At 70.4% G+C, this 23,637-nt stretch carries 19 protein-coding genes; 18 read left to right on the top strand and 1 reads right to left on the bottom strand.

The features are described from left to right. The first annotated feature begins 18 nt into the window (after positions 1–18). The 18 genes from ACFXOO_RS00505 to ACFXOO_RS00420 all read left to right on the top strand — a co-directional run bounded on the left by ACFXOO_RS00505 (position 19) and on the right by ACFXOO_RS00420 (position 22,441). Positions 19–1,104 (top strand): Gfo/Idh/MocA family protein, encoded by a 1,086-nt coding sequence (locus ACFXOO_RS00505; protein ID WP_378853301.1) that lies wholly within the window; start codon positions 19–21, stop codon positions 1,102–1,104. 202 nt (positions 1,105–1,306) lie between these two features. After that, positions 1,307–2,608: an ABC transporter substrate-binding protein gene (locus tag ACFXOO_RS00500; protein WP_378843529.1), complete on the top strand. Its 1,302-nt coding sequence runs from the start codon at positions 1,307–1,309 to the stop codon at positions 2,606–2,608. A gap of 76 nt (positions 2,609–2,684) precedes the next feature. Next, a complete protein-coding gene (locus ACFXOO_RS00495; RefSeq protein WP_378843527.1) occupies positions 2,685–3,677 on the top strand; it encodes a carbohydrate ABC transporter permease in 993 nt (330 codons plus the stop codon). Then, on the top strand, positions 3,674–4,606 hold the full coding sequence (locus ACFXOO_RS00490; protein WP_378843525.1) for a carbohydrate ABC transporter permease: 933 nt from the start codon (positions 3,674–3,676) through the stop codon (positions 4,604–4,606). Before ACFXOO_RS00495 ends, ACFXOO_RS00490 begins: the two co-directional genes overlap by 4 nt. Positions 4,607–4,614: 8 nt before the next feature. Next, positions 4,615–5,262, top strand: coding sequence for a hypothetical protein (locus tag ACFXOO_RS00485; RefSeq protein ID WP_378843523.1), 648 nt, complete (start codon positions 4,615–4,617; stop codon positions 5,260–5,262). A gap of 61 nt (positions 5,263–5,323) precedes the next feature. Next, positions 5,324–7,402 (top strand): beta-galactosidase, encoded by a 2,079-nt coding sequence (locus ACFXOO_RS00480; RefSeq protein ID WP_378853297.1) that lies wholly within the window; start codon positions 5,324–5,326, stop codon positions 7,400–7,402. Continuing rightward, positions 7,399–8,937 (top strand): alpha-N-arabinofuranosidase, encoded by a 1,539-nt coding sequence (locus ACFXOO_RS00475; protein WP_394562443.1) that lies wholly within the window; start codon positions 7,399–7,401, stop codon positions 8,935–8,937. The genes ACFXOO_RS00480 and ACFXOO_RS00475 overlap by 4 nt, the downstream gene beginning before the upstream one ends. Before the next feature lie 219 nt (positions 8,938–9,156). Continuing rightward, the gene (locus tag ACFXOO_RS00470) at positions 9,157–10,284 is read left to right on the top strand and encodes a Gfo/Idh/MocA family protein (RefSeq protein WP_394563164.1); all 1,128 of its coding nucleotides are present in this window, start codon (positions 9,157–9,159) and stop codon (positions 10,282–10,284) included. A gap of 4 nt (positions 10,285–10,288) precedes the next feature. After that, complete coding sequence (locus tag ACFXOO_RS00465) at positions 10,289–11,572, top strand: dihydrodipicolinate synthase family protein (protein WP_394562442.1); 1,284 nt, start codon at positions 10,289–10,291, stop codon at positions 11,570–11,572. Next, on the top strand, positions 11,569–12,450 hold the full coding sequence (locus tag ACFXOO_RS00460) for a sugar phosphate isomerase/epimerase family protein (protein WP_378843515.1): 882 nt from the start codon (positions 11,569–11,571) through the stop codon (positions 12,448–12,450). The genes ACFXOO_RS00465 and ACFXOO_RS00460 overlap by 4 nt, the downstream gene beginning before the upstream one ends. Positions 12,451–12,524: 74 nt before the next feature. Then, entirely contained in the window at positions 12,525–13,559 is a 1,035-nt protein-coding gene (locus tag ACFXOO_RS00455; protein ID WP_378853291.1) for a LacI family DNA-binding transcriptional regulator, read from the top strand. Between the two features lie 96 nt (positions 13,560–13,655). Beyond that, positions 13,656–15,515, top strand: coding sequence for a hypothetical protein (locus ACFXOO_RS00450; RefSeq protein WP_378843511.1), 1,860 nt, complete (start codon positions 13,656–13,658; stop codon positions 15,513–15,515). A gap of 67 nt (positions 15,516–15,582) precedes the next feature. Continuing rightward, positions 15,583–16,581: a LacI family DNA-binding transcriptional regulator gene (locus ACFXOO_RS00445; RefSeq protein ID WP_378843509.1), complete on the top strand. Its 999-nt coding sequence runs from the start codon at positions 15,583–15,585 to the stop codon at positions 16,579–16,581. Between the two features lie 69 nt (positions 16,582–16,650). Next, positions 16,651–17,991, top strand: a complete 1,341-nt coding sequence (locus ACFXOO_RS00440; protein WP_378853285.1) for a Gfo/Idh/MocA family protein — start codon at positions 16,651–16,653, stop codon at positions 17,989–17,991. Then, positions 17,988–18,947: an NAD-dependent epimerase/dehydratase family protein gene (locus ACFXOO_RS00435; protein WP_378853283.1), complete on the top strand. Its 960-nt coding sequence runs from the start codon at positions 17,988–17,990 to the stop codon at positions 18,945–18,947. Before ACFXOO_RS00440 ends, ACFXOO_RS00435 begins: the two co-directional genes overlap by 4 nt. Next, positions 18,914–19,813, top strand: a complete 900-nt coding sequence (locus ACFXOO_RS00430) for a 5-dehydro-4-deoxyglucarate dehydratase (RefSeq protein ID WP_378843503.1) — start codon at positions 18,914–18,916, stop codon at positions 19,811–19,813. The genes ACFXOO_RS00435 and ACFXOO_RS00430 overlap by 34 nt, the downstream gene beginning before the upstream one ends. Next, complete coding sequence (locus ACFXOO_RS00425) at positions 19,810–20,889, top strand: mandelate racemase/muconate lactonizing enzyme family protein (protein WP_378843501.1); 1,080 nt, start codon at positions 19,810–19,812, stop codon at positions 20,887–20,889. The genes ACFXOO_RS00430 and ACFXOO_RS00425 overlap by 4 nt, the downstream gene beginning before the upstream one ends. A 25-nt stretch (positions 20,890–20,914) precedes the next feature. Then, positions 20,915–22,441 (top strand): aldehyde dehydrogenase (NADP(+)), encoded by a 1,527-nt coding sequence (locus tag ACFXOO_RS00420; protein WP_394562438.1) that lies wholly within the window; start codon positions 20,915–20,917, stop codon positions 22,439–22,441. Here the strand turns inward: ACFXOO_RS00420 and ACFXOO_RS00415 are convergent. Beyond that, positions 22,431–23,570 (bottom strand): glycerate kinase, encoded by a 1,140-nt coding sequence (locus ACFXOO_RS00415; RefSeq protein WP_378843497.1) that lies wholly within the window; start codon positions 23,568–23,570, stop codon positions 22,431–22,433. The two genes, ACFXOO_RS00420 and ACFXOO_RS00415, sit on opposite strands and share 11 nt — an antisense overlap. Positions 23,571–23,637: the final 67 nt, after the last annotated feature.

Genomic DNA, 23,637 nt, shown 5'->3' with positions numbered 1-23,637 from the left:
CCCCTCAGGAGGCACCCCGTGAACACCCTGCGCACCGCGATCGTCGGAACCGGCGGCATCGCGAACGCCCACGCCCGTTCCGTCCTGGCGCACCCGCACGCCGAACTCGTCGCGGTCACCGACCTCTCCCCCGCGGCCGCGCGGGCCTTCGCGGAGCGCTACGGCGAGCCGACGGTGTACGAGACCCTCGAGGAGCTGCTGGCCGCCGAGCATCCCGACGTCGTGCACGTCTGCACCCCGCCCGTCGCCCACGCCGCCCAGGCGATCGCCGCCCTCGAGTCGGGCGCGCACGTCATCGTCGAGAAGCCCCCCGCACCGTCGCTGGACGAGCTCGACGCCATGCGGGATGCGGCCGCCGCGGCCGGGAAACAGCTCGCCGTCGTCTTTCAACAGCGCACCGGAACCGCGGCCGCGCACGTGCGCGGGCTGCTCACCTCCGGCGCACTGGGTCGTCCGCTGATCGCGCTGTGCGAAACGCTGTGGTTCCGCGACCCCGCGTATTTCGCCGTGCCGTGGCGCGGGAAGTGGGAGACCGAGGGCGGCGGGCCGACGCTCGGCCACGCCATCCATCAGCTCGACCTGCTGGCCTTCCTCCTCGGCGACTGGGCCACCGTGCAGGGGCGTCTGTGGCGTCTGGACCGTGAGACGCAGACCGAGGATGCCTCGACCGCGACGATCACGTTCACGGGCGGTGCGGTCGCGCAGGTCACCACCAGCGCCGTCTCGCCCCGCGAGATCAGCACCATCCGGATCGACACCCAGCGGGCGACCGTGACGGTGGATCACCTCTACGGCCATGGGCACGAGAACTGGAAGATCACGCCTGCGCCGCACGTCGGCGCCGAAGAGGCGGCGACGTGGGACCTGCCCGCGGTCGAGGAGCGCAGCGACCACGAACCCCTCGTCCGCGACGTCTACGACGCGCTGCTGTCTGATTCGCCGCTGCCGGCGACCGCCGACGCACCGGCGCGGTCATTCGAGCTCGTGGCTGCGATCTACGCGTCGGCCGCCGCCGACGGAGCCCCCGTCACACCCGATGACCTGGCGAATCACCCGACGCACCGTCGCGGGTTCGCGAGCCCCGTCACCGACCTGCGGAGTTGAGCACGCCGTCGGCGGTACCACTCGACAGGAATCGTTGAATCGTTCGAATTGAGGGACGATGGCTCTTGCGAAACGTTTTTCCGCGTAGTAGCGTGGCGGGCAAGCGCTTTCCAACATTGCTGGGGGCGCGCACACAGCACCACTCACTCGGACACGGACGTTCAGCGGGATTCGAACGCAGACGTTCATTGAAAGGACAAGGATGTTCAGCAAGAAGCGGATAGGCACCGCCGTCGCCCTCGCGACAGGCACCGCACTGATCCTGGCGGGCTGCTCGGGCGGAACCTCGGCCAGCCCCGACGCGACGCCCACCTTCAACCCTGACGAGGCTGTCACGCTCGACCTCGCCTTCTGGGGCAACGACGTGCGCGCCGACCTCTACAACAAGGCGATCGCCGCGTTCAACGAGGAGTACCCGAACATCACGGTCAACGCGTCGTTCCTGGGCTTCCCGGAGTTCTGGGAGAAGCGTCAGACCGAAGCGGCCGGCGGCAACCTGCCCGACGTCATGCAGTTCGACTACTCGTACCTGCGTCAGTACTCACAGAACAACCTGCTGCTGGACCTCGGCCCGTACCTCGGCAACATCATCGACACCGAACCGCTCCCCGAGAACATCCTCGGCATCGGCGTCGTCGACGACGTGACCACCGGCATCGCCACCTCGACCAACGCCTGGGGGCTCTTCACGAACCCCGTGCTGCTCGAAACGGCCGGGGTCGAGAACTTCGCCGGCGGATCGTGGGAGGACTACACGGACTGGATGAGCGAAGTCACCGACGCGTCGGGCGGGGAATTCTGGGGCGGCAGCGACTTCTCGGGCCGCATCCAGAACTTCGAGCTGCAGTTGCGCTCCGAAGACAAGAACCTCTTCAACGAAGACGGCACCCCCGGCTTCGACGAGGCGCGCCTCACCGAATTCTGGGAGTCCGGCCAGGACATCCGCGACGGCATCGGTGTGCCGCAGCAGCGCGTCGAGGAAGTCGTCCCCCTGGGTCCCTTCGACACCGCCAACACGGCGAGCGAGCTGACGTGGGACAACTTCGGATCGGGTTACCTCGGCAACCTCGGCGAGGGCTACACCGAGCTCAACCTCGTCGCCCCGCCGGTCACGAAGGAGGGCGCGAAGGACCTGTACCTGAAGCCCTCGATGCTGCACTCGATCTCCTCCAAGACCGAGCACCCCGAGGCGGCCGCGACCCTGGTGAACTTCCTCGTGAACTCGCCGCAGTCCGGTGAGATCTTCGGCACCAACCGCGGTCTGCCGGCGTCGGAGACGGCGCTCGCCGCGGCGAACCTCGACCCGCTGAGCCAGCAGGTCAAGGACTACGAGGCGTCGATCGAAGACCGTCTGGGCGACGCCCCGCCGGTGCCGATCGTCGGCTACGGCACGCTCGAGGAGAAGTTCCGCCAGCTCGGCGCCGAGCTCAACTTCGGTACGGTCACCGTCGAGGACGCGGTCTCGCAGTTCTTCGGCGAGATGGACGTCGTCCTCAACCAGTAAGTCCGCGCGGGGTCCGGGCGCCCAGCGCCCGGACCCCGTCGCCTCCCCCTGCACCACCGATACGGAAGAAGCCGACGTGACCACCACCGCGACGAGAGTCATCGTGACCGGGAAGCCGTCACGTCGCTCCCTGTTCCGAAAGGAACGGCCCGAGAATCTGAGCAGCCCGGGACAGCGAGCCCGACAGCGCAAAGAGACCCTGGCCGGCTACGGCTTCCTCATCCCCTGGCTGATCGGATTCTTCGGCCTCACGCTCCTGCCGATGGCGTATTCGCTGTACCTGTCGTTCACGAGCTACAACATCTTCTCGCCGCCCCGCTGGATCGGGCTCGACAACTACATCCGGATGTTCACGAGCGACCCGTCGTTCATTCAGTCCGCGCAGATCACGCTCGTCTACGTCCTCGTCGGCACCCCGATCACCCTGATCGCCGCCCTCCTCGTGGCGATGCTGCTGAACTACCGCGACAAGGGTGCCGGTTTCTTCCGCTCGTCCTTCTACGCCCCGTCCCTCATCGGCGGATCCGTGTCCGTGGCGATCGTCTGGCGGGCCATGTTCGCGAACGACGGCCCGGTCGACAATTCGCTGTCGATCTTCGGCATCAACCTCGGCGGCTGGATCGGCAACCCCGATCTCGTGCTCCCGGCCATGATCCTGCTGTCGATCTGGCAGTTCGGCGCAACCATGGTCATCTTCCTCGCGGGCCTCAAGCAGGTGCCGAAGGAGCTGTATGAAGCCGCGGAGATGGACGGCGCGAACGCGTTCCACCGCTTCCGGGCCGTCACCGTCCCCATGCTGTCGCCGGTGATCTTCTTCAACCTGCTGCTGGGCCTGATCGGCGCGTTCCAGGTCTTCGCCTCCGCCTACATCATCTCGAACGGCTCGGGCGGACCTGCCGGCATGACGAACTTCATCACCCTGTACCTCTACAAGCGCGGATTCAGCGACGGACAGATGGGCTACGCCGCCGCGATCGCGTGGGTGCTGCTGGTCGTCGTCGCCATCATCGCCTTCATCCTCTTCCGCACCCAGCGTTCCTGGGTGCACTACTCAGGAGACAACCGATGACCACTTCATCCTTCTCCGAGAACGCCCTTCTACAGGTCGAGAACCAGGTCGACCCCGACCCCAAGGCCGCTCCCACTCCGCGACGCCGCGTCAAGCGCCGCACCTGGCAGACGGTGATCTGGCTCGTCGTCCTCCTCGCGATCACCGCGGTCGTCCTCTACCCCCTCGTGTGGCTGCTGTTCTCCACGTTCAAGCCCAACTCCGAGTTCGGCTCGAACACCGCCCTGATCCCCAACAGCCCCACGATCGACAATTACGTCAAGGTCATGGAGGGCATCGCGGGCGTGCCGATGTGGCAGTTCTTCGCTAACTCGCTGCTGATCGCCGTCGGATCCGTCGTCGGAACGGTGATCTCGTCGGCCCTCGCCGCCTACGCGTTCGCCCGCGTGCAGTTCAAGGGACTCGGCATCCTGTTCGCCGCCATGATCGGCACGCTGCTGCTGCCGTTCCACGTCGTGATCATCCCGCAGTACATCCTGTTCAACAACCTCGGCATGGTGGACACCTTCTGGCCGCTGCTGCTGCCGAAGTTCCTCGCCACCGAGGCGTTCTTCGTGTTCCTGCTCGTGCAGTTCATCCGGCAGATGCCCCGCGACATGGACGAGGCGGCCCGCATCGACGGCGCCGGTCACTTCCGCGTGTTCTGGTCGATCATCCTGCCGCTCATCCGTCCCGCCCTCATCACGTGCGCGATCTTCGCGTTCATCTGGGCGTGGAACGACTTCCTGGGACCGCTGCTGTACCTCACGAGCCCCGAGAACTACCCGCTGCCGATCGCGCTGCGCCTCTACAACGACCAGTCGTCGACGAGCGACTACGGCGCGACGGTGACCGCCTCGTTCATCGCGCTTCTGCCCGTGCTGCTGTTCTTCCTGGTGTTCCAGCGCTTCCTCGTGGACGGCGTCGCCACCCAGGGCCTCAAGGGTTAGGCCTCGACATGAGCAGACGCGCACAGAAGGCGGCGCACCGCGCCGCGGTCTCGGGCGCCGGTCCCACCACAGAGGGGCCCGCCGCGCGGTTCCCCGGGGCCACCGCAGGATTCGCCCTGTTCGGCGAAGTCGTGATGATCGGGATGCTGGTGACCCTGGTCAGCCTTCCCGTCGTGACGCTGCCCGCCGCGCTGGCGGCCGGCATCCGTCACCTGCGTCGCTACCTGCACGCCGAAGACTCTCGTCTCGCATTCTTCTGGCGCGACCTGCGTGCGGGCCTCCTCGGGAGTCTCGCGGTCGGAGCGGGGGCGGTGGTGCTCACGCTCCTGCTTCTGCTCGACATCGACCTCGCCGGGTCCGGCGCCCTCCCCGGCGGCCCGGCCATCGCCGCCGTCGGCTGGATCGGGCTCGCGGCCGTGGGCGTGACACTCCTCGCCGCGGCGTCGGCGTGGTCGCCCGAGATTGGGTGGCGCCGGGCGGTCCGAGGCGTGCCGGCGATGATCGCCGGCGATGTCCGCGGTGCGCTCTTCCTCGTGGCGACCGTCGGGTTCGTCGTGGTGGTGACGTGGGCGCTTCCGCCGCTCATCATCGCGGCTCTCGGCTGCGCGGCACTGGCCGCCGTCGCGATTCCCGAGCGTCCCGCGCGTCGTGGATGACTCCACGCCCTCTCTTCCCTTTCCTTTCCCCCGCTTTCCTGCACCCTCGAGGAGACCCCCGTTGCTGTACGGCGCCGATTACAACCCCGACCAGTGGCCCGAAGAGGTCTGGGATGACGACATCCGCCTCATGCGCCAGGCCGGCGTCACGGTCGTCAGCCTCGGGATCTTCGCCTGGTCGCGCATCCAGCCGTCCGAAGAGACCTGGGACTTCGGGTGGCTCGACCGGATCATCGACAAGCTCCACGCCGGCGGCATCCAGATCAACCTCGCCACCGCCACCGCCTCGCCCCCGCCGTGGGTGAGTGCGCGCTACCCCGAGACCCTCCCGGCCGACGAGAGCGGAGCCTCGTACTGGCCCGGCAGCCGCCAGCACTTCGCGCCGTCCTCGCCCACCTACCGGCGGCTGGCCGGCAACCTCGTCCGCCGCATCGGCGAGCGGTACGTCGACCACCCCGGCGTGGTCCTCTGGCACATCGGCAACGAGTACGGCTGCCACCTGTGGATGGACTACTCGGATGCCGCGCGGGACGCGTATCGCGAGTGGCTGAGGTCGCGCTACCGCACGATCGATGCGCTCAACGACGCGTGGGGCACGAACTTCTGGTCGCAGCGCTACGGGGAGTTCGACGAGATCTTCCCCCCGCGCCTCGCCCCGTACAGCCACAACCCGTCGTCGATGCTGGACTTCCGCCGCTTCACGTCGGACATGCTGCTCGAGTGCTACCTCATGGAGCGCGAGATCCTCCTCTCGCTCGGAGCGACACAGCCGATCACGACCAACTTCATGGGTCCGTTCAAGCCCGCCGATTATCGCAAGTGGGCTCCGTTCATGGACGTGATCGCCGACGACTGCTACACCGATCCGAGCAACCCCGATCGGGTGCGGGATGCCGCGTTCCAGCGCGACCTCGTGCGCTCGCTCAAGCCCGGCACGCCGTGGCTGCTCATGGAGCAGTCCACGGACGCCGTGAACTGGCGTCCGTCCAACCCGGGTAAGCGACCGGGTGCCCTGGCCGCCGAGACCGCGCAGTCGATCGCGCGCGGAGCGGACTGCATCATGTTCTTCCAGTGGCGTCAGTCCCAGGCGGGCAGCGAGAAGTTCCACTCCGCGATGCTGCCGCATTCCGGCACCGACACCCGCACCTGGCGGGCGGTCTCCGAGCTCGGCGAGCGCTTGGCGGCGCTCCCCGAGCTTCCGTCGCCCGGGCGCGATGCGCGCGTCGCGCTGGTGTTCGACTGGGAGAACTGGTGGGCCGTCGAGGAGCGCGATCACCCGACCGTGATCGACTACCTCGCCCTGTCGCTCGCCTGGTACGGCGGGCTGCACGATCGGGGCCTCATGGTCGACGTCATCGGCCCCGAACAGGTCGACAGCGGCTACGACCTCGTGATCGCGCCCGCGCTGTATCTGCTGAGCGACGCCGGCGCGGCATCTCTCACCGGTTTCGTCGAGAGCGGTGGAACGCTGCTCACGGGCCCGTTCAGCGACATCGTCGACCCGAACGACCAGTTCCGTCCGGGCGGGTTCATCACCCAGCTGGCTCCGATGCTCGGCATCCGCTTCGAGGACTTCGGTGCCCTCGGCGGCCGCTCGTCGACCGGGGGAAGCGGCGTCGGGGCGCAGACCACCCCGACCGGGTCCCCCATCGCCGTCGACACCGTCCACTTCGATCTCGGTGGCGCTCCCCGCACCGGCACCCTGGTGGCGGAGCTGATCGAGACCGCGGGCGCCGACGTCGTGTCGGTGTTCGCCGACGGACTCTCGGCCGGCTCCCCCGCGCTCACGCGTCACCGGCACGGCGCCGGGGAGGGCTGGTACGTCGCGACGATGCCCGACCGTGAGGGCGTCGCCGCCGTCCTCGACGCATTGATCGAGGCATCCGGTGTCGTCCCCGTGGTCGAGGGCCTCCCCGCGGGCGTCGAGGCGGCACGTCGGGGCGACCTCGTCACGGTCATCAACCACACCGACGCGGCCGCGACGATCGAGCTCGTCGGCACCGATCTGGAGACCGGTGAACAGGTCGACCGCCGGGAGCTGCCTCCGCAGGGCGTGCTGTTCGCGCTCGTGCCCGTCGATGCCGAGCCCATCGCGCCGTCACGGGCCGGCAGCGTGCTCGAGACGGCGGGGCTCTCGTGAGCGGCCGGCCCATCGGGGACGGCGCGTCCGCACGGCTGGATCCGCACAACGACATCGCCGACATCGACCGCCGGGTGTTCGGCGGTTTCGTCGAGCACCTCGGCCGGCACATCTATTCCGGCATCTTCGAGCCGGGGCACCCGACCGCCGATGCCGCGGGCTTCCGCACCGACGTCATCGAGCTCGTCCGCGAGCTCGGGGTCTCGTCGATCCGCTATCCCGGCGGCAACTTCGTGTCGGGGTATCGCTGGGAGGATGGCATCGGACCGGTCGACGAGCGACCGACACGGCTCGACCTGGCCTGGCACTCCACCGAGACCAACGAGGTGGGACTGCACGAGTTCGTCGCGTGGCTCGATCGCGTCGGCAGCGACCTGATGCTCGCCGTCAACCTCGGCACGCGCGACACCGCCGAAGCGCTCGACCTGCTCGAGTACGCGAACGCGCGCGTGCCCACCGCGTGGACGGCCCGTCGAGCGGCCAATGGGCACCCCGAGCCCTTCGGCGTGAAGATGTGGTGCCTCGGCAACGAGATGGACGGCCCGTGGCAGCTCGGGCACCGCAATGCCGACGACTACGGCAAGCTCGCCTCCCGAACGGCCAAGGCCATGCGGATGCTCGACCCCACGATCCAGCTCGTCGCCTGCGGCTCGTCGGCGCGCAGCATGCCGACCTTCGGCACGTGGGAGCGCACGGTGCTCGAGCACACGATCGACGACGTGGACTTCATCTCGTGCCACGCCTACTACCAGGAGCAGGGCGGCGACGCGCAGGAGTTCCTCGCGTCGGCGGTCGACATGAAGATGTTCATCGAGAGCGTGATCACGACGGCCGACGCGGTCGCCGCCGCCCGGAAGACGGACAAGCGCATCGACATCTCGTTCGACGAGTGGAACGTCTGGTACCTCTTCAACGATGACGGCACGATGAACGAGAAGAGCGAAGACGAGTGGCCGGTCGCGCCGCGTCTGCTCGAGGACGTCTACAGCGTGCTGGATGCCGTCGTGTTCGGCGACCTGTTGATCACCCTGCTGCAGCACGCCGATCGCGTGCGGTCCGCATCGCTCGCGCAACTGGTCAACGTGATCGCGCCGATCATGACCGAGCCCGGCGGACCCGCGTGGCGGCAGACGACCTTCTTCCCGTTCTCCCTCACCTCGCGTCTCGCGCAGGGGCGCGCGGTCAACGTCCCGGTCCGCTCGGGCACCTTTCCGAGCAGTCGCTTCGGCGATGTCGACGCGGTCAACGCCGTGGCGACGATCGATGCCGCGGGTGCGAGCCTGTTCCTCGTCAACCGCTCGACGACGGAGGGTGGCCCGGTCCGGATCGACCTGCGCCCCTTGCAGGACTTCATCGAACGCACCGTCTCGCTCAGCGAGACGCATCAGCTGGCGGATGACGACATCTACGCGGTCAACACCCTCGCCCACCCCGACCGGGTCGGCGTGCGCGCCGTCGACAGCGCCTCGGTCGTCGACGGCTTCCTCGAGATCGATCTTCCCGCCGTGTCATGGACGGCCCTCCGCCTGGAGTAGCCGTGCTTGCGCCCGACCTCCCCTCCGTGGCACCATTGGGGGAGTTGGAAAGCGCTTACCCTCACTGCCTCGGGCGGACTTCTCCCCCGATCACCACCCTGCTCCTCCTCTCGACCATCAGCCAGACCGAAGAAAGAAGACACCGTGTCAGAGACGACCGTCCTCGCCCCGTCACAGCCGGCGGCATCCGCCCCCTCCGTTCGTGAGATCGGCATCATCATGAACGGCGTCTCCGGCCGCATGGGATACCGGCAGCACCTCGTGCGCTCGATCCTCGCGATCCGCGACCAGGGTGGCATCGAACTCAGCGACGGCACCAAGGTCACGGTGAAGCCGCTCCTGGTCGGGCGGAGCGCCGCGAAGCTCGCCGAGCTCGCCGCCGCCCACGGCATCGAGGACTACACGACCGACCTCGACGCGGCACTCGCCGACCCGCGCTGGGAGATCTACGCCGACTTCCTCGTGACGAAGGCCCGGGCATCCGCTCTTCGCAAGGCCATCGCCGCCGGTAAGACGATCTACACCGAGAAGCCGACGGCCGAGACCGTCGAAGAGGCCCTCGAGCTCGCGAATCTCGCGGCGGCGGCCGGCGTCAAGACCGGTGTCGTCCACGACAAGCTCTACCTGCCGGGGCTGCAGAAGCTCAAGCGCCTCATCGACTCCGGCTTCTTCGGCCGCATCCTCTCGGTGCGCGGCGAATTCGGCTACTGGGTGTTCGAAGGCGACTGGCAGCCCGCGCAGCGGCCCAGCTGGAACTACCGCGCCGAAGACGGCGGCGGCATCATCGTCGACATGTTCCCGCACTGGAACTACGTGCTCGAGAACCTCTTCGGCAAGGTCGAGACGGTCTACGCGCAGGCCTCCACCCACATCCCGACCCGCTGGGATGAGAAGGGCGAGCCATACCAGGCCACGGCCGAAGACGCCGCCTACGGCATCTTCGAACTCGAAGGCGGCGCGATCGCACAGATCAACTCATCGTGGACCGTGCGCGTGCACCGCGACGAGCTCGTCGAGTTCCACGTCGACGGCACGCTCGGATCAGCCGTGGTCGGACTCTTCGGCGCGAAGATCCAGCACCGCAACGCCACCCCGAAGCCGGTCTGGAACCCCGACCTGGCCGACGCGCACGACTACGACGCCGACTGGGCGGACGTGCCCACGAATGACGTGTTCCAGAACGGCTTCCGCCAGCAGTGGGAGGAATTCCTCGAGTCGTACGTGCTCGACACCCCGTACGAGTTCGATCTGCTCTCGGGCGCGCGCGGCGTGCTGCTGGCCGAGGCGGGGCTGCAGTCCAGCCGCGAGGGTCGCAAGGTCGCCCTCACCGACCTGACGCTGGACTGACCCGATGACCGACCTCACCCTCCTCTCGACGGACGGCGTCACCTCGACCGTCGAGCTCGCCGCGGCGCCCGGCTACGCGAAGCCCACCGCGCCGCTGCAGAGTCGCGTCGCCTATGCCGCGGCGCACGTCGTGCCGAAGGTGTCGGCCGACAACACCCCCGGCCGTCCCGCCGAGATCGACTGGGATTGCACACTCGACTTCCGTCGCGCCGTGTACTCCTGGGGCCTCGGCGTGGCCGACGCCATGGACACCGCTCAGCGCAACATGGGCCTCGACGCCGCCGCGACCCGTGAGCTGATCGCGCGCTCCGCCCAGGTCGCCCGCGAGGAGGGCGGCTCGGTCGTGGTCGGGGTGAACACCGACCACCTGGATCAGGATGTCGTTTCGATCGACGCGATCATCGACGCCTACAAGGAGCAGCTGCACTTCACGGAGGAGCAGGGTGCCGGCCCGGTCCTGATGGCCAGCCGCCACCTCGCACGCGCGGCGGAGTCCGCCGACGACTACCGCCGCGTGTACCGCGAGGTCCTCGGCGCGGCCACCACTCCCGTCGTGCTCCACTGGCTGGGAACGGCGTTCGACCCGTCCCTCGCGGGCTATTTCGGAGCGATCGACTGGCGTGAGGCATCCGCCGTGCTCCTCGAGATCATCGGCGAGAACACGGACCGCATCGCGGGCGTGAAGATGAGCCTGCTGGACGCCGCGTCCGAGGTCTCGGTCCGCGAGCGGCTCCCCGCCGGGGTGCGCATGTTCACCGGCGACGACTTCAACTACGTCGGTCTGATCGGAGGGGACTCGCTCGAGGGCGGTTCCGGGGTCGGTGCCGCGAGTGCACGATCCGCCGCCGAGCACACGGACTCCGTGCGCGGCGGATCCGCGCCGTCGGCGGGAACCCGTACGCTCGCGCCCGCCGCGCCCGCGGCCGGACACTCCGACGCACTGCTCGGTGCCTTCGCCGCCCTCACTCCGGTCGCCTCCGCGGCGATCCAGGCGCTCGACGCCGGCGACCCCGACGAGTATCTGCGCATCCTCGGTCCCACCGAGGCACTCAGCCGCCAGGTGTTCGCGGCGCCGACGTTCTACTACAAGACCGGAGTCGCCTTCCTGTCGTGGCTGAACGGCCACCAGAAGGCGTTCCAGATGGTCGGCGGGCTGCATTCCGCGCGCAGCCTCCCCCACCTGTCGCGCATCGTCGAACTCGCGAACGCCTCGAGTGCGCTCGAGCAGCCGGAACTGGCTGCCGACCGGTGGCACGCGATGCTGCGCGTGAACGGAGTGGACGCATGACGATCGACCCCCGCCTCTCGATCAACCAGGCGACGATCAAGCACGCCGACCTGGCGACGGCGCTCCGGGTGACGGCCGAAGCCGGCGTCCAGGGCATCGGCCTGTGGCGTGAGCCCGTGCAGGCGGTCGGGCTGGCCACGGCTGCGTCCATGCTGGGCGACTCCGGCCTGCGCTTCACCACGCACTGCCGCGGAGGCTTCTTCACGGTCCCCGAAGGTCCGTCGCGCCGCGCATCGATCGACGACAACCGTGTCGCGATCGACGAGGCCGCGACACTGGCCGCAGCCGGAGCATCCGGGTCGCAGGCGATCCTCGTGCTGGTCGCGGGCGGCCTCCCCGAGGGCTCGCGTGACCTCATCGGGGCTCGCGAGCGGGTGCGCGACGCGATCGGCGAGCTCGCACCGGATGCTGCGGCCGCCGGTGTGACGCTCGCCATCGAGCCGCTGCATCCGATGTACGCGTCGGATCGCGCCGTCATCTCGACGCTGGGCCAGGCCCTCGACATCGCCGGCGACTTCGATCCGGACGTCGTGGGCGTGACGGTGGACACCTTCCACGTCTGGTGGGACCCGGACGTACGCGCCCAGATCGCCCGCGCCGGACGCGAGGGGCGGATCGCGACCTACCAGGTATGCGACTGGAAGACGCCGCTCGCCGCCGATGTCCTGCTGTCGCGGCACTACCCGGGCGACGGGGTGATCGACTTCGGGTCGCTCACCGTCGCGGTGGAGGATGCCGGTTACACCGGCGACATCGAGGTCGAGATCTTCAACGAGGAGATCTGGGCGACCGACCCGCTGCTCGCCGTGCAGCGGACGGCGGCCGGCTTCGCGCGCGCCGTGAGCCCGCACCTGGCCGCACGGGCCGCCCGCGTCTGAGGGCTCGACCCGCGGACCCTCCCGCGTCGGCGACCGCGACGTAGGCGTCGGCGTACAGGAATAGAATCGGCGCTGTGAGCGAGACGAACACCCCCGTGCGCTCTGCGGCGACCCTCGAGGACGTCGCTCGGGAATCAGGGGTGTCGCTGGCAACGGCGTCGCGCGTGCTCAACGGCTCGACGCGCAAAGTGGCGGAGAGCTACCGGGCGCGGGTGCAGGATGCCGCGGATCGCCTCGGCTACACCGCGAACCTCTCCGCGCAGGCCACGGCCCGTGGCACGTCCGCCATCATCGCGCTGCTCGTCGCCGACATCGCCGACCCGTACTTCGGCCAGATCGCGGCGGGCGTCGCGCGCGGCGCCGACGAGGCCGGGTTGGTCGTCACGATCGGCATCACGGAGCGCGACCCGGTGCGCGAGACCCGTCTCGTGCGCGCCCTTCGCGGCCAGCGCCCGCGCGGCCTGATCCTCGCCGCCTCCCGCGGTGCCGACGCGGATTCCGCGGGGCTGCAGAGCGAGCTCGACGCCTTCACCGCCATGGGAGGACGCGTCGTGGTCTTCGGAGCCGGGGGCAGCGGCATCCGCTCGATCGTCTTCGACAACCGCGCGGGCGCGGAGCAGCTGGGCGCCGCTGTGGCGGGTGCCGGCTATCGCGACGCGCTCGTGATCGGCGCCGCGAACGGTCTGCGCACGTCCGACGACCGCATCGCCGGTTTCACCGACGGGTTCGCGTCGGGCGGCGGCACGGTGCTCGAGGTGCTCCGCGGCGGCTTCACGCGTGATGCGGGGTACGCCGCTGCGACGGAAGCGCTCGCGCGCGGCGTCGCGCCGGGCACCGTCATCTTCGGCATCAGCGATGTCGTCGCGATCGGCGTCATGTCGGCGATCAGAGACGCGGGGCGAGTGGTGGGCGCCGACATCGCGGTCGCCGGGTTCGACGACATCTCCACCGGACGCGACGTGCAGCCCGGCCTCACGACCGTCCACGTGCCTCTCGAGGAGCTCGGCTACCGCGCGCTGCAGGCGGCGACGGACCCGGAATGGGATGCCTCGCTCCCGGCCCTCCCGCTCGACGTGAAGCTGCGCGGCAGCACGCCCCCTCGCGACTGAGTCGCCGGCACCGCGTCGCGTGTATCAAGGCGGCCGTTCGCGTCGTCTATCTCTTGGGAGGAACCACCCGGGTCCCTTCGGAGATCGAGGTGCGACATGACTCTTCCTATCAGCGGCGGCATCGGCGTGGCGACGACCACGAACGGCGGTCCGGCGGAACCCGCCGGCTTCTTCGCCGACATCCTGAGGTCTTCCGCCGAGAGCGCGTGGGCGGAAGGTCGTCCCCGGCTCGAGAAGCAGCTGAAGGACCTGCTGGGGCAGGGTGACCTGATCCATGCGGGGTTCACCCTGTACGACATCACGCTCCACCTCTCCCCCGACCTGTCGTTCACGATCGACAGGAACGCGCCCGGCGACCTCGTCGTCACGGTGACCACCGGCGGCAACTACGTCGAGGCGACCTCCACGCAGCCGACCGCGCTCGGCGAATGGGCGGACCCGAGAGTCTCGGTCGCGTTCGGTCTGACGTTCTCGTACGTGCTCGACATCCCGCCGCTCACCGGTGCCGTCTCGGCCACCGGCTTCCGAGACGTGCGCGTGCTGAACCCGCTGCCTGACTCACACAACCTGGTCGCCGACATCGCCTTCTTCTTGAACGACCTCGTGGATTTCTTCGGCGGTTCGAACCTGCTGGAATCCGTCCGGGCCATGGTGTCCTCGATGGACTTCTCCGGCATCATCAACGGGGCGCTGGCGCCCCTGAACGCGAAGCTCGCCGAACTCGCCGCGGAGGGCTTCTGGTTCCTCGACCTCGCCGTCGACCAGCTCGACGGCACGAGCGGCAGCATCCACGGACTGAGCATCCCGGGCGCGACGCCCGATCGGCTCGACGTGCTCCTCGTCGCCCGCGCACTCGACCGCTCCGGCATCGTCGAGGGCGAGATCTCCTGGCCGCGGGCCCTGGGCCGGCCGATGCTCGCCGGGATGATGACCGACTCGATCGACATCGCCGGGTCGACCGCCGCGGTCATGGTCGGATTCACCCGGTCGGACACCGTCGCCAGGTTCGCGACGCTCCCCCTCCCCGCCCGCCCCGCCGACGCGCCGGCGCCGGTGCTCGCCGACACTTCCGGTGCGCCCGCTCCTGCGCTCGACTCGCCGCTGGACGTGGCGCTGTCGCAGCTGCCCGACGCCGAGCGCGCCGCGGCGGTCGGCGAGCTGCGGCAAGGTGCGGCATCCCGCTTCGTCTCCCTCGTCGGATCGGCGACCGCAACCCTGGCGCTGAACGAGTTCGCGCGGGGACGAACGGACTTCACCGTCGAAGCCACGACCCCCGTCGGAGGCACCGGGCTGTTCCCCGACATGAGGGTCGTCTCGCAGCGCGACGGGCTCTGGGCGGCGGACGACGCCACGACCTGTCGCCGGCGGTTCCGGCTGGTGGATGTCGCGACCGACGTCGCCCTCACGATCACGGCCGCCGTCGCTCCGCGGTGGGAGTGGAACGGCCCCGACGATCAGGTCGTGGTGGTGAGCGCGGGCTGGAAGGGCACGGTCACGGTCGAAAAGGGTGACCCTGCCTCTCATCCGAAGCTGATCGAGGACTTCCGGCGGTTCACGCGGGAGCGGCTTACTCTCGAGGACGGTGTCGGAGGAGCCGTGCGCCGCCCCTTCACCCCGTCACGGTCCGACGAGACGTCGCTCAATCCGCAGCCGCTGCCTCCCGTGGAGGTGCAACTCAACCCGCAGCCGCTGCCGCCGGTCGAGGTGCGGGTGGGTGTCTCGGACGGCATCCTTTCGACGCTGCGCGGGCGCGCCTCCGTCTCGGACGCCGTCATCGGCGGGATGCGGAACGAAGCCGTCCTCTCCCAGGTTCGCCTGAGCGACCACGTCGATCAAGTCATCGACGCCGATCGCGTCGACCTCACCCGGTTCGATGTGCAGAACCCCTCCGGCAGGGGGCTCGTAGGCGGTATCGACTTCACCGTCCGGCCCTACGTCGCGCCGGTCGTGCGCTGATGCGGCGCCGCGGGAGGCAAGAGTCCGCCGGATAGGCTGAGCCGACCCGAGCCGGAAGGAGCAGCCGATGTCGCGGCCGACGAAGGGTGTCACGATCTCGGATGTGGCCGCACGGGCCGGGGTTTCGCTGTCGACCGTCTCCCGGGTGCTCAACGACAACCCGACGGTCGACCCGGTGATGGCGGACCGGGTGCGGGCCGCCGCCGCAGAGCTCAACTACTCGGCCAATCCGCTGGCGCGGAGCCTCGTGCTCGGCCGCACCCAGACGGTGGCGGTGGTGGTTCCCGATCTCGGCAACCCCACATTCCAGGGGATCCTCCGGGGACTGAGCCGCGCAGCGGCCGCGGACGGCTACCACGTGCTGATCGCGGATTCGGCGGAGACGGTCGGTGAGGAGTCCGTGCTCGCGGTGGCGACCCGCCGTCGCACGGACGGCATCATCCTCTGCGCCCCCCGCATGCCCCTGGACGAGCTGCGGGCGCTGCTGCCTCAGATCTCGCCGGTCGTGCTGGTCAACCGGGCTCCGGAGGCGGGTACCCCGGTCGTCGCCGCGGACTACGCGGCGGCCCTCCGCGAGATCCTCGACCACCTGTACGCGTACGGTCACCGTCGCTACCTGTACCTCGCCGGCACGACACGGAGCGCCTCGAATGCGGCGCGACTTCGGGCGATCGCAGAGTTCGGCGCCGCGCACCCGGACGTGACGGTCGACGAGCGGGAGGCGGGCGTCGATTTCGAGAGCGGGGAGCGGGCTGCGGCAGGCCTCGGCTCGACCGATGCCACGGCGATCCTCGGCTTCAACGACCTGGTGGCGATGGGCGCGATGAGCACCCTGCGGGCGGCGGGCGTTCGCGTCCCCGAAGACGTGTCGATCACCGGCTTCGACGACATCCCCTTCGCCCGACACGCCACGCCGGCGCTCACGACCGCCTCCGTGCCGACGGGCGAGCTGGGGGCTCGCGCCTGGGCGGCGATGGCCGCGCTGCTGGCGACGGGCGATGTCGCCGAGCCGCTGTTCCTCCGGCCGCGGCTGCAGGTGCGGGCGAGCACGGGCCCCGCGCGCTGAGCTGCGCCCCGCCCGCGCCGCGGACCGCGTGATACGCTGAGAAAACGTTTCCTGAAGGAGTCATCCCCCATGAACCAGCGGCGCTACGCCCTTGTCGGAGCCGGCGCACGCGCCTCGATGTACGTCGGCGCGATCACCGGCGACTACGCCGAGATCGCCACCCTCGCCGCGATCTGCGAACCCAACCCGGTGCGTGCGGCGCACTACCTCGGCACGGTCGCCGAGCGCACAGGGGCGACACCGAGCACGTGGCATCCGGATCGCCTGGAGGAGATGATCCGCACCGAGCGGATCGACCGCGTCATCGTGACGGCCCGCGACGATCTGCACGCCGAGATCATCGTGCGGGCACTGGATGCCGGAGCTGACGTCGTCGTCGAGAAACCGCTCACGATCGACGCCGGGAGTGCCGCCCGCATCGAGGACGCGATCGCCCGCACCGGGCGCGAGGTCGTCGTGACCTTCAACTACCGCTACTCACCGCGCAACAGCGCGCTGCGCGAGGTGCTGCAGAGCGGCGCGATCGGCCGCATCACCTCGATCGACTTCTCGTGGGTGCTCGACACCAAGCACGGCGCCGACTACTTCCGTCGGTGGCACCGCGAGAAGGAGCACTCCGGCGGTCTGCTCGTCCACAAGGCCAGCCATCATTTCGACCTCGTCAACTGGTGGATCCGCAGCCAGCCGCGCCGTGTCTTCGCCTCGGGCGGTCTGCGCTTCTACGGTTCCGAGAACGCGGACGCCCGCGGCATCCCTCCCCGCCCGACGCGGGGCACGCACGACGGCGATCACACGGCCTTCGAACTCGATCTGCGCGACGACGAGAACCTCGCGTCGCTCTACCTCGACGCCGAGGCCCATGACGGCTATCTGCGCGACCGCGACGTGTTCGGCGAGGGCATCACGATCGAAGACAACCTGGCGCTCGTCGTGGACTACGACTCGGGCGCGACCCTGAGCTACTCGCTGAACGCGCACTCGCCCTGGGAGGGCTACCGCGTGGCCGTCAACGGCACCGAGGGACGTGCCGAGCTCGAGGTGATCGAGCGCGGAGCCGTGCTCGCCGACGAGGGGCTGCACCCAGTGCTCGACCCGAGCGCGGTCGATGCCGGGGCGACCGGATCACTCCGGCCCCAGGGCGAGCGCCTGATCGTGCAGCACCACTGGGAGGACGCGACCGAGGTTCCGATCGACGGCGGCCCCGGCGGACACGGCGGCGGGGACGCGCTCCTGCTCGCCGACATCTTCCTCGGGCCTTCGGCCGACGACCCGCTGTCGCGCCCCGCCGACTGGCGAGACGGCGTGCGGTCGATCGCGGTGGGCATCTCGGGCAACCGCTCGCTCGAGACCGGACTGCCGGTGGACGTCGCCGACCTCGGGATCCGGATGCTCGAGCGGCAGCGCGCGTGAGCCGGATCGCCGTCACGGGCGGCTCGGGCCGGCTCGGCCGGTCGCTGGTCGCGGGCCTCTCCGCCGCCGGCCACGAGCTCGTCTCGCTCGACCGCGTGCCGTCCGACGCCCCCGAGCTCGCCACGGTCGAGCAGATCGCGGTCGATCTGACCGCGGCGGACGACGCCGCTCGCGCGATCCGGGAGGCCCGTGCTGATGCGCTCGTGCATCTCGCTGCGATCGCCGTACCCTTCAGCGCCCCCGAGGACGTCATCCTGCGGACGAACGCCGCGATGGCCCTGAACACTCTGAGCGCGGCCATCGGTGCCGGCATCCCCCGCATCGTCACCGCTTCGAGCCCGACGGTGCTGGGCTACGGCGCTCCTGCCGGCTGGATTCCCGACCGGTTCCCCCTCGACGAGGACACGGCGCCCGCGCCCTGGAACGCCTACGCGCTCTCGAAGCACCTGGCGGAGCAGACGATGCGGATGCTGCAACGGCAGACCGGCGATGCGACGCGTTTCGCCGCGTTCCGGCCCTGCTACGTCATCGCCCCCGAGGAATGGGCCGGTGCACCCACGCAGCAGGGCCACACGGTGCGCGAGCGCCTGGACGACCCCGCCCTGGCGGCACCCGCCCTGTTCAACTACGTCGATGCGCGCGATGTCGCGCGCTTCATCGACACCCTCTTGCCGGCGATGAGCGACATTCCCAACGGGGAGGTGTTCTTCGTGGGCGCCGAGGACGCGCTCGCCCGCGAGCCGCTCGCCGAACTCGTGCCCCGGTTCTTCCCCGGCACCGATGACGCAGCCGCGGTCCTGACCGGAACGGCCCCGGCATTCTCCACCGCCAAGGCGCGACGGATGCTCGGCTGGACGCCCGTGCACCGCTGGCGCGACGCACTGATCGCGCCCGCACCCCTCGACCGAAAGGACGTGCCGGAATGGACTTCGACGGCATCCTCTTCTTCCCGGTGACGCCGTTCGACGCGGATGGACGCGTCGAGACGGGGCTGCTGCGCCATCACATCTCGACCACGCTCGCGCACTCCCCCGGCGGGGTCTTCCCCGCGTGCGGCACCGGCGAGTTCCATGCCCTGTCGGCCGACGAGATCGGCACGGTCGTCTCCACCGCCGTCGACACCGTCGCGGGTGCGGTGCCGGTCGTGGCGGGCACGGGCGGTCCGCTCGGGCAGGCCATCGCGCTCGCGCGTGCAGCGGCGGACGCCGGAGCCGACGGGCTGCTCCTGCTTCCCCCGTACCTCGTGGGCGGACCGCAGGCGGGACTCGTGGCCTATGCGGAAGCGGTGGCCGCGGCATCCGATCTCCCCGTCGTCATCTACCACCGCGGCACCGCGCAGTACTCGGTGGAGTCCGTGCGCCGCCTCGCGCAGAACCCCAAGATCGTGGGGTTCAAAGACGGCACGGGTGACATCGGCCTCGCCCAGCAGATCGTGCGCGCCGTCGCCGAGACGGGGCGCACCGATTTCGCGTTCTTCAACGGGCTGCTCACGGCGGAGCTGACCCAGGGCGCGTACCGCGGCATCGGCATCCCGCTCTACTCGTCAGCGGCGTTCGCGATGGTCCCCGAAGTGGCGAACGCGTACTACCGCGCGTACGTCGACGGCGACGAGGGCCGGCGGCTGGAACTGCTCGACGGGTTCTACGCTCCCCTCGTGCGGCTGCGCGACGAGACCCCCGGGTTCGGCGTCTCGCTCATCAAGGCCGGGCTGCGCTTGTCGGGGCTGCCCGTCGGGGGCGTCCGCGCTCCGCTGGTCGACCCGTCGCCCGCGCAGGAGCAGCGTCTCGGCGAGATCCTCGAGGCGGGACGCGCCCTGCTGTGACCCCCACGATCGCCTCGTTCGACGCCCGTCTGCTGCGCGTGCCGCTGACGCGGCCGTGGGCGGCGGATGTCACGTCGGTCGGCGTGATCGCGACGCACGTGCGCCGCTCGGACGGCGGCGAGGGCTGGGGATTCTCGTGGACGCCGCAGATCGGGTCCCAGGCGGTGCACGCACTGCTCGCCCACGACATCACCGCGTTCGCGATCGGCCGGACCGCCGATCCCGAGCTGCTCTGGGACGACACGTGGCACCATCTGCACGAAGCCGGCGGGAGTGGTCTGACGACGATCGCGCTCGCCGGGCTCGACCTCGCGCTGTGGGATGCCGCGGCCCGGGCCGTCGGCCTCTCGATCGGCGACCACCTGGGCGGGCGTCGGACGTCGGTGCGCGCCTACGGGTCGGGCGTCAACCTGCACTACTCGCTCGATGACCTCCGCGCCCAGGTGGGCCGGTGGATCGACGCCGGGTTCGAGGCGGTCAAGATCAAGGTCGGCCGGAACGAGCTCGCCGACGACATCGCGCGGGTCGCCGCCGTGCGGGAGCTGCTCGGGCCGAACCGCGCGCTCATGATCGACGCGAACCAGCGCTGGAACCTCGAGACGGCGACGCGTGCCGTCGCCGCTCTCGCGGAGTTCGACCCGGCGTGGATCGAGGAGCCCCTGCGCGCGGAGGATCTCGCGGGTCACGCCGAACTCGCCCGTCGCATCGCCATCCCGATCGCCCTCGGCGAGAACCTCCACACGGCGTCGCGCTTCGCCGAGTTCCTCGACGCCGGCGCCGTGCAGATCGTGCAGCCCAATATCGTGCGCGTCGGCGGCATCACGCCCTTCCGCCGCATCGCCGCGCTGGCCGCCCGGCACGGCGCGACGCTGCATCCGCATCTGCTGCCCGAGCTCTCGGGTCAACTCGCGCTCACCCTCGAACACGCCCCCGGAGCCGCCGAGCCCATGGCCGAAGACGTCGAGGACGCCGGCTTCGGCGCGCTCGGCGCGCTCCTCGACCCCTCGCCGGTGGCCATCGCCGGTGGCATCCTGACCGTTCCGCCGCACGTCGGCCTCGGCATCCGCTTCGCCTGACCGTTCGCACACGAAGGACACCCACATGAGCATCACCACTAGCCCTGAGACCACCAGCCCTGAGACCACCGGCGGAGCGCCCATCGGCGCGGAGCCGACGAGCGCAGCGCGGCTCGACGAGCTCGCCCGGCGGGCGGCCGTGGCCGCGCCGATCTGGCGGGCGTCCACCGCCGCAGAGCGCGCGACGTGGCTGCGCGCCGCGGCGGACGCCCTCGACGCGCACCTCGACGAACTCGTGGTGATCGCCGACGAGGAGACGCGCCTGGGCGCCGTCCGCCTCCGGGGCGAGGTGGGCCGCACCTCGGGGCAGCTCCGGCTGTTCGCCACGGTCGTCGAGGAGGGCTCGTACCTAGAGGCGATCGTCGACGACGCCGATCCCACCGCCACTCCTCCCCGTCCGGAGCTGCGCCGCATGCTCACCGGGGTCGGACCGGTGGCGGTCTTCTCGGCCTCCAACTTCCCGTTCGCGTTCTCGGTCGCCGGGGGCGACACCGCCTCGGCTCTCGCTGCGGGCAACCCGGTCATCGTGAAGGCCCACTCCGGGCATCCGCGGCTCTCCGTCCGCACGGCCGAGATCGTCGCCGCCGCGCTCACCTCCGCCGGTGCGCCCGAGGGCTCACTCGCGCTGGTCACGGGTCGGGAAGCGGGCAACGCCCTCGTGCAGCATCCGGTCATCCAGGCAGCGGGCTTCACAGGGTCGGTGGGCGGAGGCCGGGCCCTTTTCGACCTGGCCACCGGACGCCCCGACCCGATCCCCTTCTACGGTGAGCTCGGGAGCGTGAACCCGGTCGTCATCACCTCCGCCGCGATCACGGCGCGCGGCGATGCGCTGGCCTCGGGGCTGGTCTCGTCGTTCACGCTCGGCGTGGGGCAGTTCTGCACGAAGCCCGGCGTCGTCTTCGTGCCGCGCGGCGGTGCCGGCGGCGCGGAGTTCGGCGCGCTCGTCGCGCAGGCGGTGCAGGGCGTCGCCGGCGGCCCGCTGCTGACCGACCGCATCACCGAGGCGTTCCCCGAGGGCATCGCGCACCTCGCCGCCGACCCCTCGGTCTCAATCCTCGCGGGCACGGTGCCGACGCCCGACGCCGCTCAGCCCGTCGTCCTCGCCACGGACACCGCCGCGGTCATCGCGCGTCCCGAGGTGCTGCTCGAGGAGTGCTTCGGACCCGTCACGCTGCTGGTGGCCTACGACGGTCCCGACGATCTGCTCGCGGCGCTGGAGTCGGTGCCCGGCAGCCTCACGGCGACGCTGCACTCCGAGCCCGGCGACGACGTCGCGGACGTGCTCGAGGTGCTGCAGCGCAAAGCCGGCAGAGTGCTCTTCGCCGGGTGGCCCACGGGCGTCGCCGTGACCTGGTCGCAGCAGCACGGCGGACCGTGGCCGGCGACGACATCGCTGCACACGTCCGTCGGCGCCACCGCGATCCGCCGGTTCCTCCGCCCGGTCGCGTTCCAGGATGCCCCCGCTCATCTGCTTCCCGCGCCGTTGCGCGATGCGGAGCTCGCCGGCATCCCCCATCGCCGCAACGGTGTGCTGAGCTCCGCTACCGGCTGAACTCCGCTGCGAGCCGCGCCCCCGCGACGCGGAGCCAGTGCGCCGTCTCGGACATCGACGCCTCGGCCGAACCCGCCAGGTCGGTGAGCGAGATCGCCGCCGAGAAGGCCGAGGTCGGGGCATCCGGAGCTATCCGTCCCGCCACGAGTCTCACCGGCACGCCCGCCTGCGCCGCGAGCGCGGCGACATGCGAGGGCACTTTGCCCGACGCCGACTGAATGTCGAACGAGCCTTCACCCGTGATCACGACGGATGCCTCGGCCACCGCCGCCCGCAACCCGATGAGATCGGCCACGGCCGCCGAACCGGGAACCAGCGTCGCGCCCCACACGAGAAGTCCGTAGCCTGTTCCTCCCGCCGCGCCGGCGCCGGGAGCGACCGGGTCGGCTCTCCCGACGAGCGCGGCGAACCGTCCGAGCGCAGCGTCCATGGCTGAGACGTCGGCGGGTCCCGCGCCCTTTTGAGGCCCGAAGACGGCGGCGGCTCCGCGGGCACCCTGCAGCGGGTTCGTGACATCGGTGAGCACTGTGACACCGCCCGCCGGGAGGGCTGGCAGCCCTGAGAGATCGACCGCCGCGATCTCGGCGAGACCACGCGCGCCGTCGACGATCGCCCGGCCCCCGGCATCCGTGAATCGCGCGCCGAGCGCGCTGAGCATGCCTGCGCCACCGTCCGTCGATGCGCTCGATCCGATGCCGAGCACGAGGCGCGTGATGCCGTGAGCGAGGGCGTCCGCGATCGCCTCGCCGAACCCGCGGGTGCCCGCGTCGAAGGGGCGCCGACGTGGCCCTCCGCCGGGGAGGGTCTCGAGCAACTCGATGCCGGACGTGTTAGCGAGCTCGACGACGGCGGTACCCGCGGGGGTCTCGGCGGTCGGAGGGAGGAGGAGCCAGGATGCCGCCACCGGCGTGCCCTCCGGACCGTGGACCGTCACCGCACGGCGCGAGGCGCCGGGCACGGCCGCGGCGAAGGCATCGACGGTGCCCTCACCGCCGTCGGCCATCGGGCGCAGCACCACGTCGTCGGACGGACGCGCCTCGAGCCAGCCTTCGCGCAGGCACCGCGCGGCGTCGGCGGCGCCGATCGTCCCCTTGAACGAGTCGACGGCGATGACGATGCGTTCCGCCATCCCGACCTCCGTACCCGTCGCCCCGGTGCGGGCGCGGTCTCAGCCTACCGCGGGGGCGTGAGCGAGG

It is taken from the genome of Microbacterium sp. P03, from assembly GCF_043556235.1.
Classification (GTDB): domain Bacteria; phylum Actinomycetota; class Actinomycetes; order Actinomycetales; family Microbacteriaceae; genus Microbacterium.
This window is presented reverse-complemented; position numbering and strand designations above follow the sequence as displayed.

Excerpts from the sequence above, each read along its gene's own strand:
- ACFXOO_RS00465 (WP_394562442.1), top strand. The coding sequence starts at position 10,289 with ATGACCGACCTCACCCTCCTCTCGACGGACGGCGTCACCTCGACCGTC.
- ACFXOO_RS00440 (WP_378853285.1), top strand. The coding sequence starts at position 16,651 with ATGAACCAGCGGCGCTACGCCCTTGTCGGAGCCGGCGCACGCGCCTCG.
- ACFXOO_RS00420 (WP_394562438.1), top strand. The coding sequence starts at position 20,915 with ATGAGCATCACCACTAGCCCTGAGACCACCAGCCCTGAGACCACCGGC.
- ACFXOO_RS00485 (WP_378843523.1), top strand. The coding sequence starts at position 4,615 with ATGAGCAGACGCGCACAGAAGGCGGCGCACCGCGCCGCGGTCTCGGGC.
- ACFXOO_RS00415 (WP_378843497.1), bottom strand. The coding sequence starts at position 23,570 with ATGGCGGAACGCATCGTCATCGCCGTCGACTCGTTCAAGGGGACGATC.
- ACFXOO_RS00430 (WP_378843503.1), top strand. The coding sequence starts at position 18,914 with ATGGACTTCGACGGCATCCTCTTCTTCCCGGTGACGCCGTTCGACGCG.
- ACFXOO_RS00450 (WP_378843511.1), top strand. The coding sequence starts at position 13,656 with ATGACTCTTCCTATCAGCGGCGGCATCGGCGTGGCGACGACCACGAAC.
- ACFXOO_RS00470 (WP_394563164.1), top strand. The coding sequence starts at position 9,157 with ATGAACGGCGTCTCCGGCCGCATGGGATACCGGCAGCACCTCGTGCGC.
- ACFXOO_RS00445 (WP_378843509.1), top strand. The coding sequence starts at position 15,583 with ATGTCGCGGCCGACGAAGGGTGTCACGATCTCGGATGTGGCCGCACGG.
- ACFXOO_RS00500 (WP_378843529.1), top strand. The coding sequence starts at position 1,307 with ATGTTCAGCAAGAAGCGGATAGGCACCGCCGTCGCCCTCGCGACAGGC.
- ACFXOO_RS00490 (WP_378843525.1), top strand. The coding sequence starts at position 3,674 with ATGACCACTTCATCCTTCTCCGAGAACGCCCTTCTACAGGTCGAGAAC.
- ACFXOO_RS00460 (WP_378843515.1), top strand. The coding sequence starts at position 11,569 with ATGACGATCGACCCCCGCCTCTCGATCAACCAGGCGACGATCAAGCAC.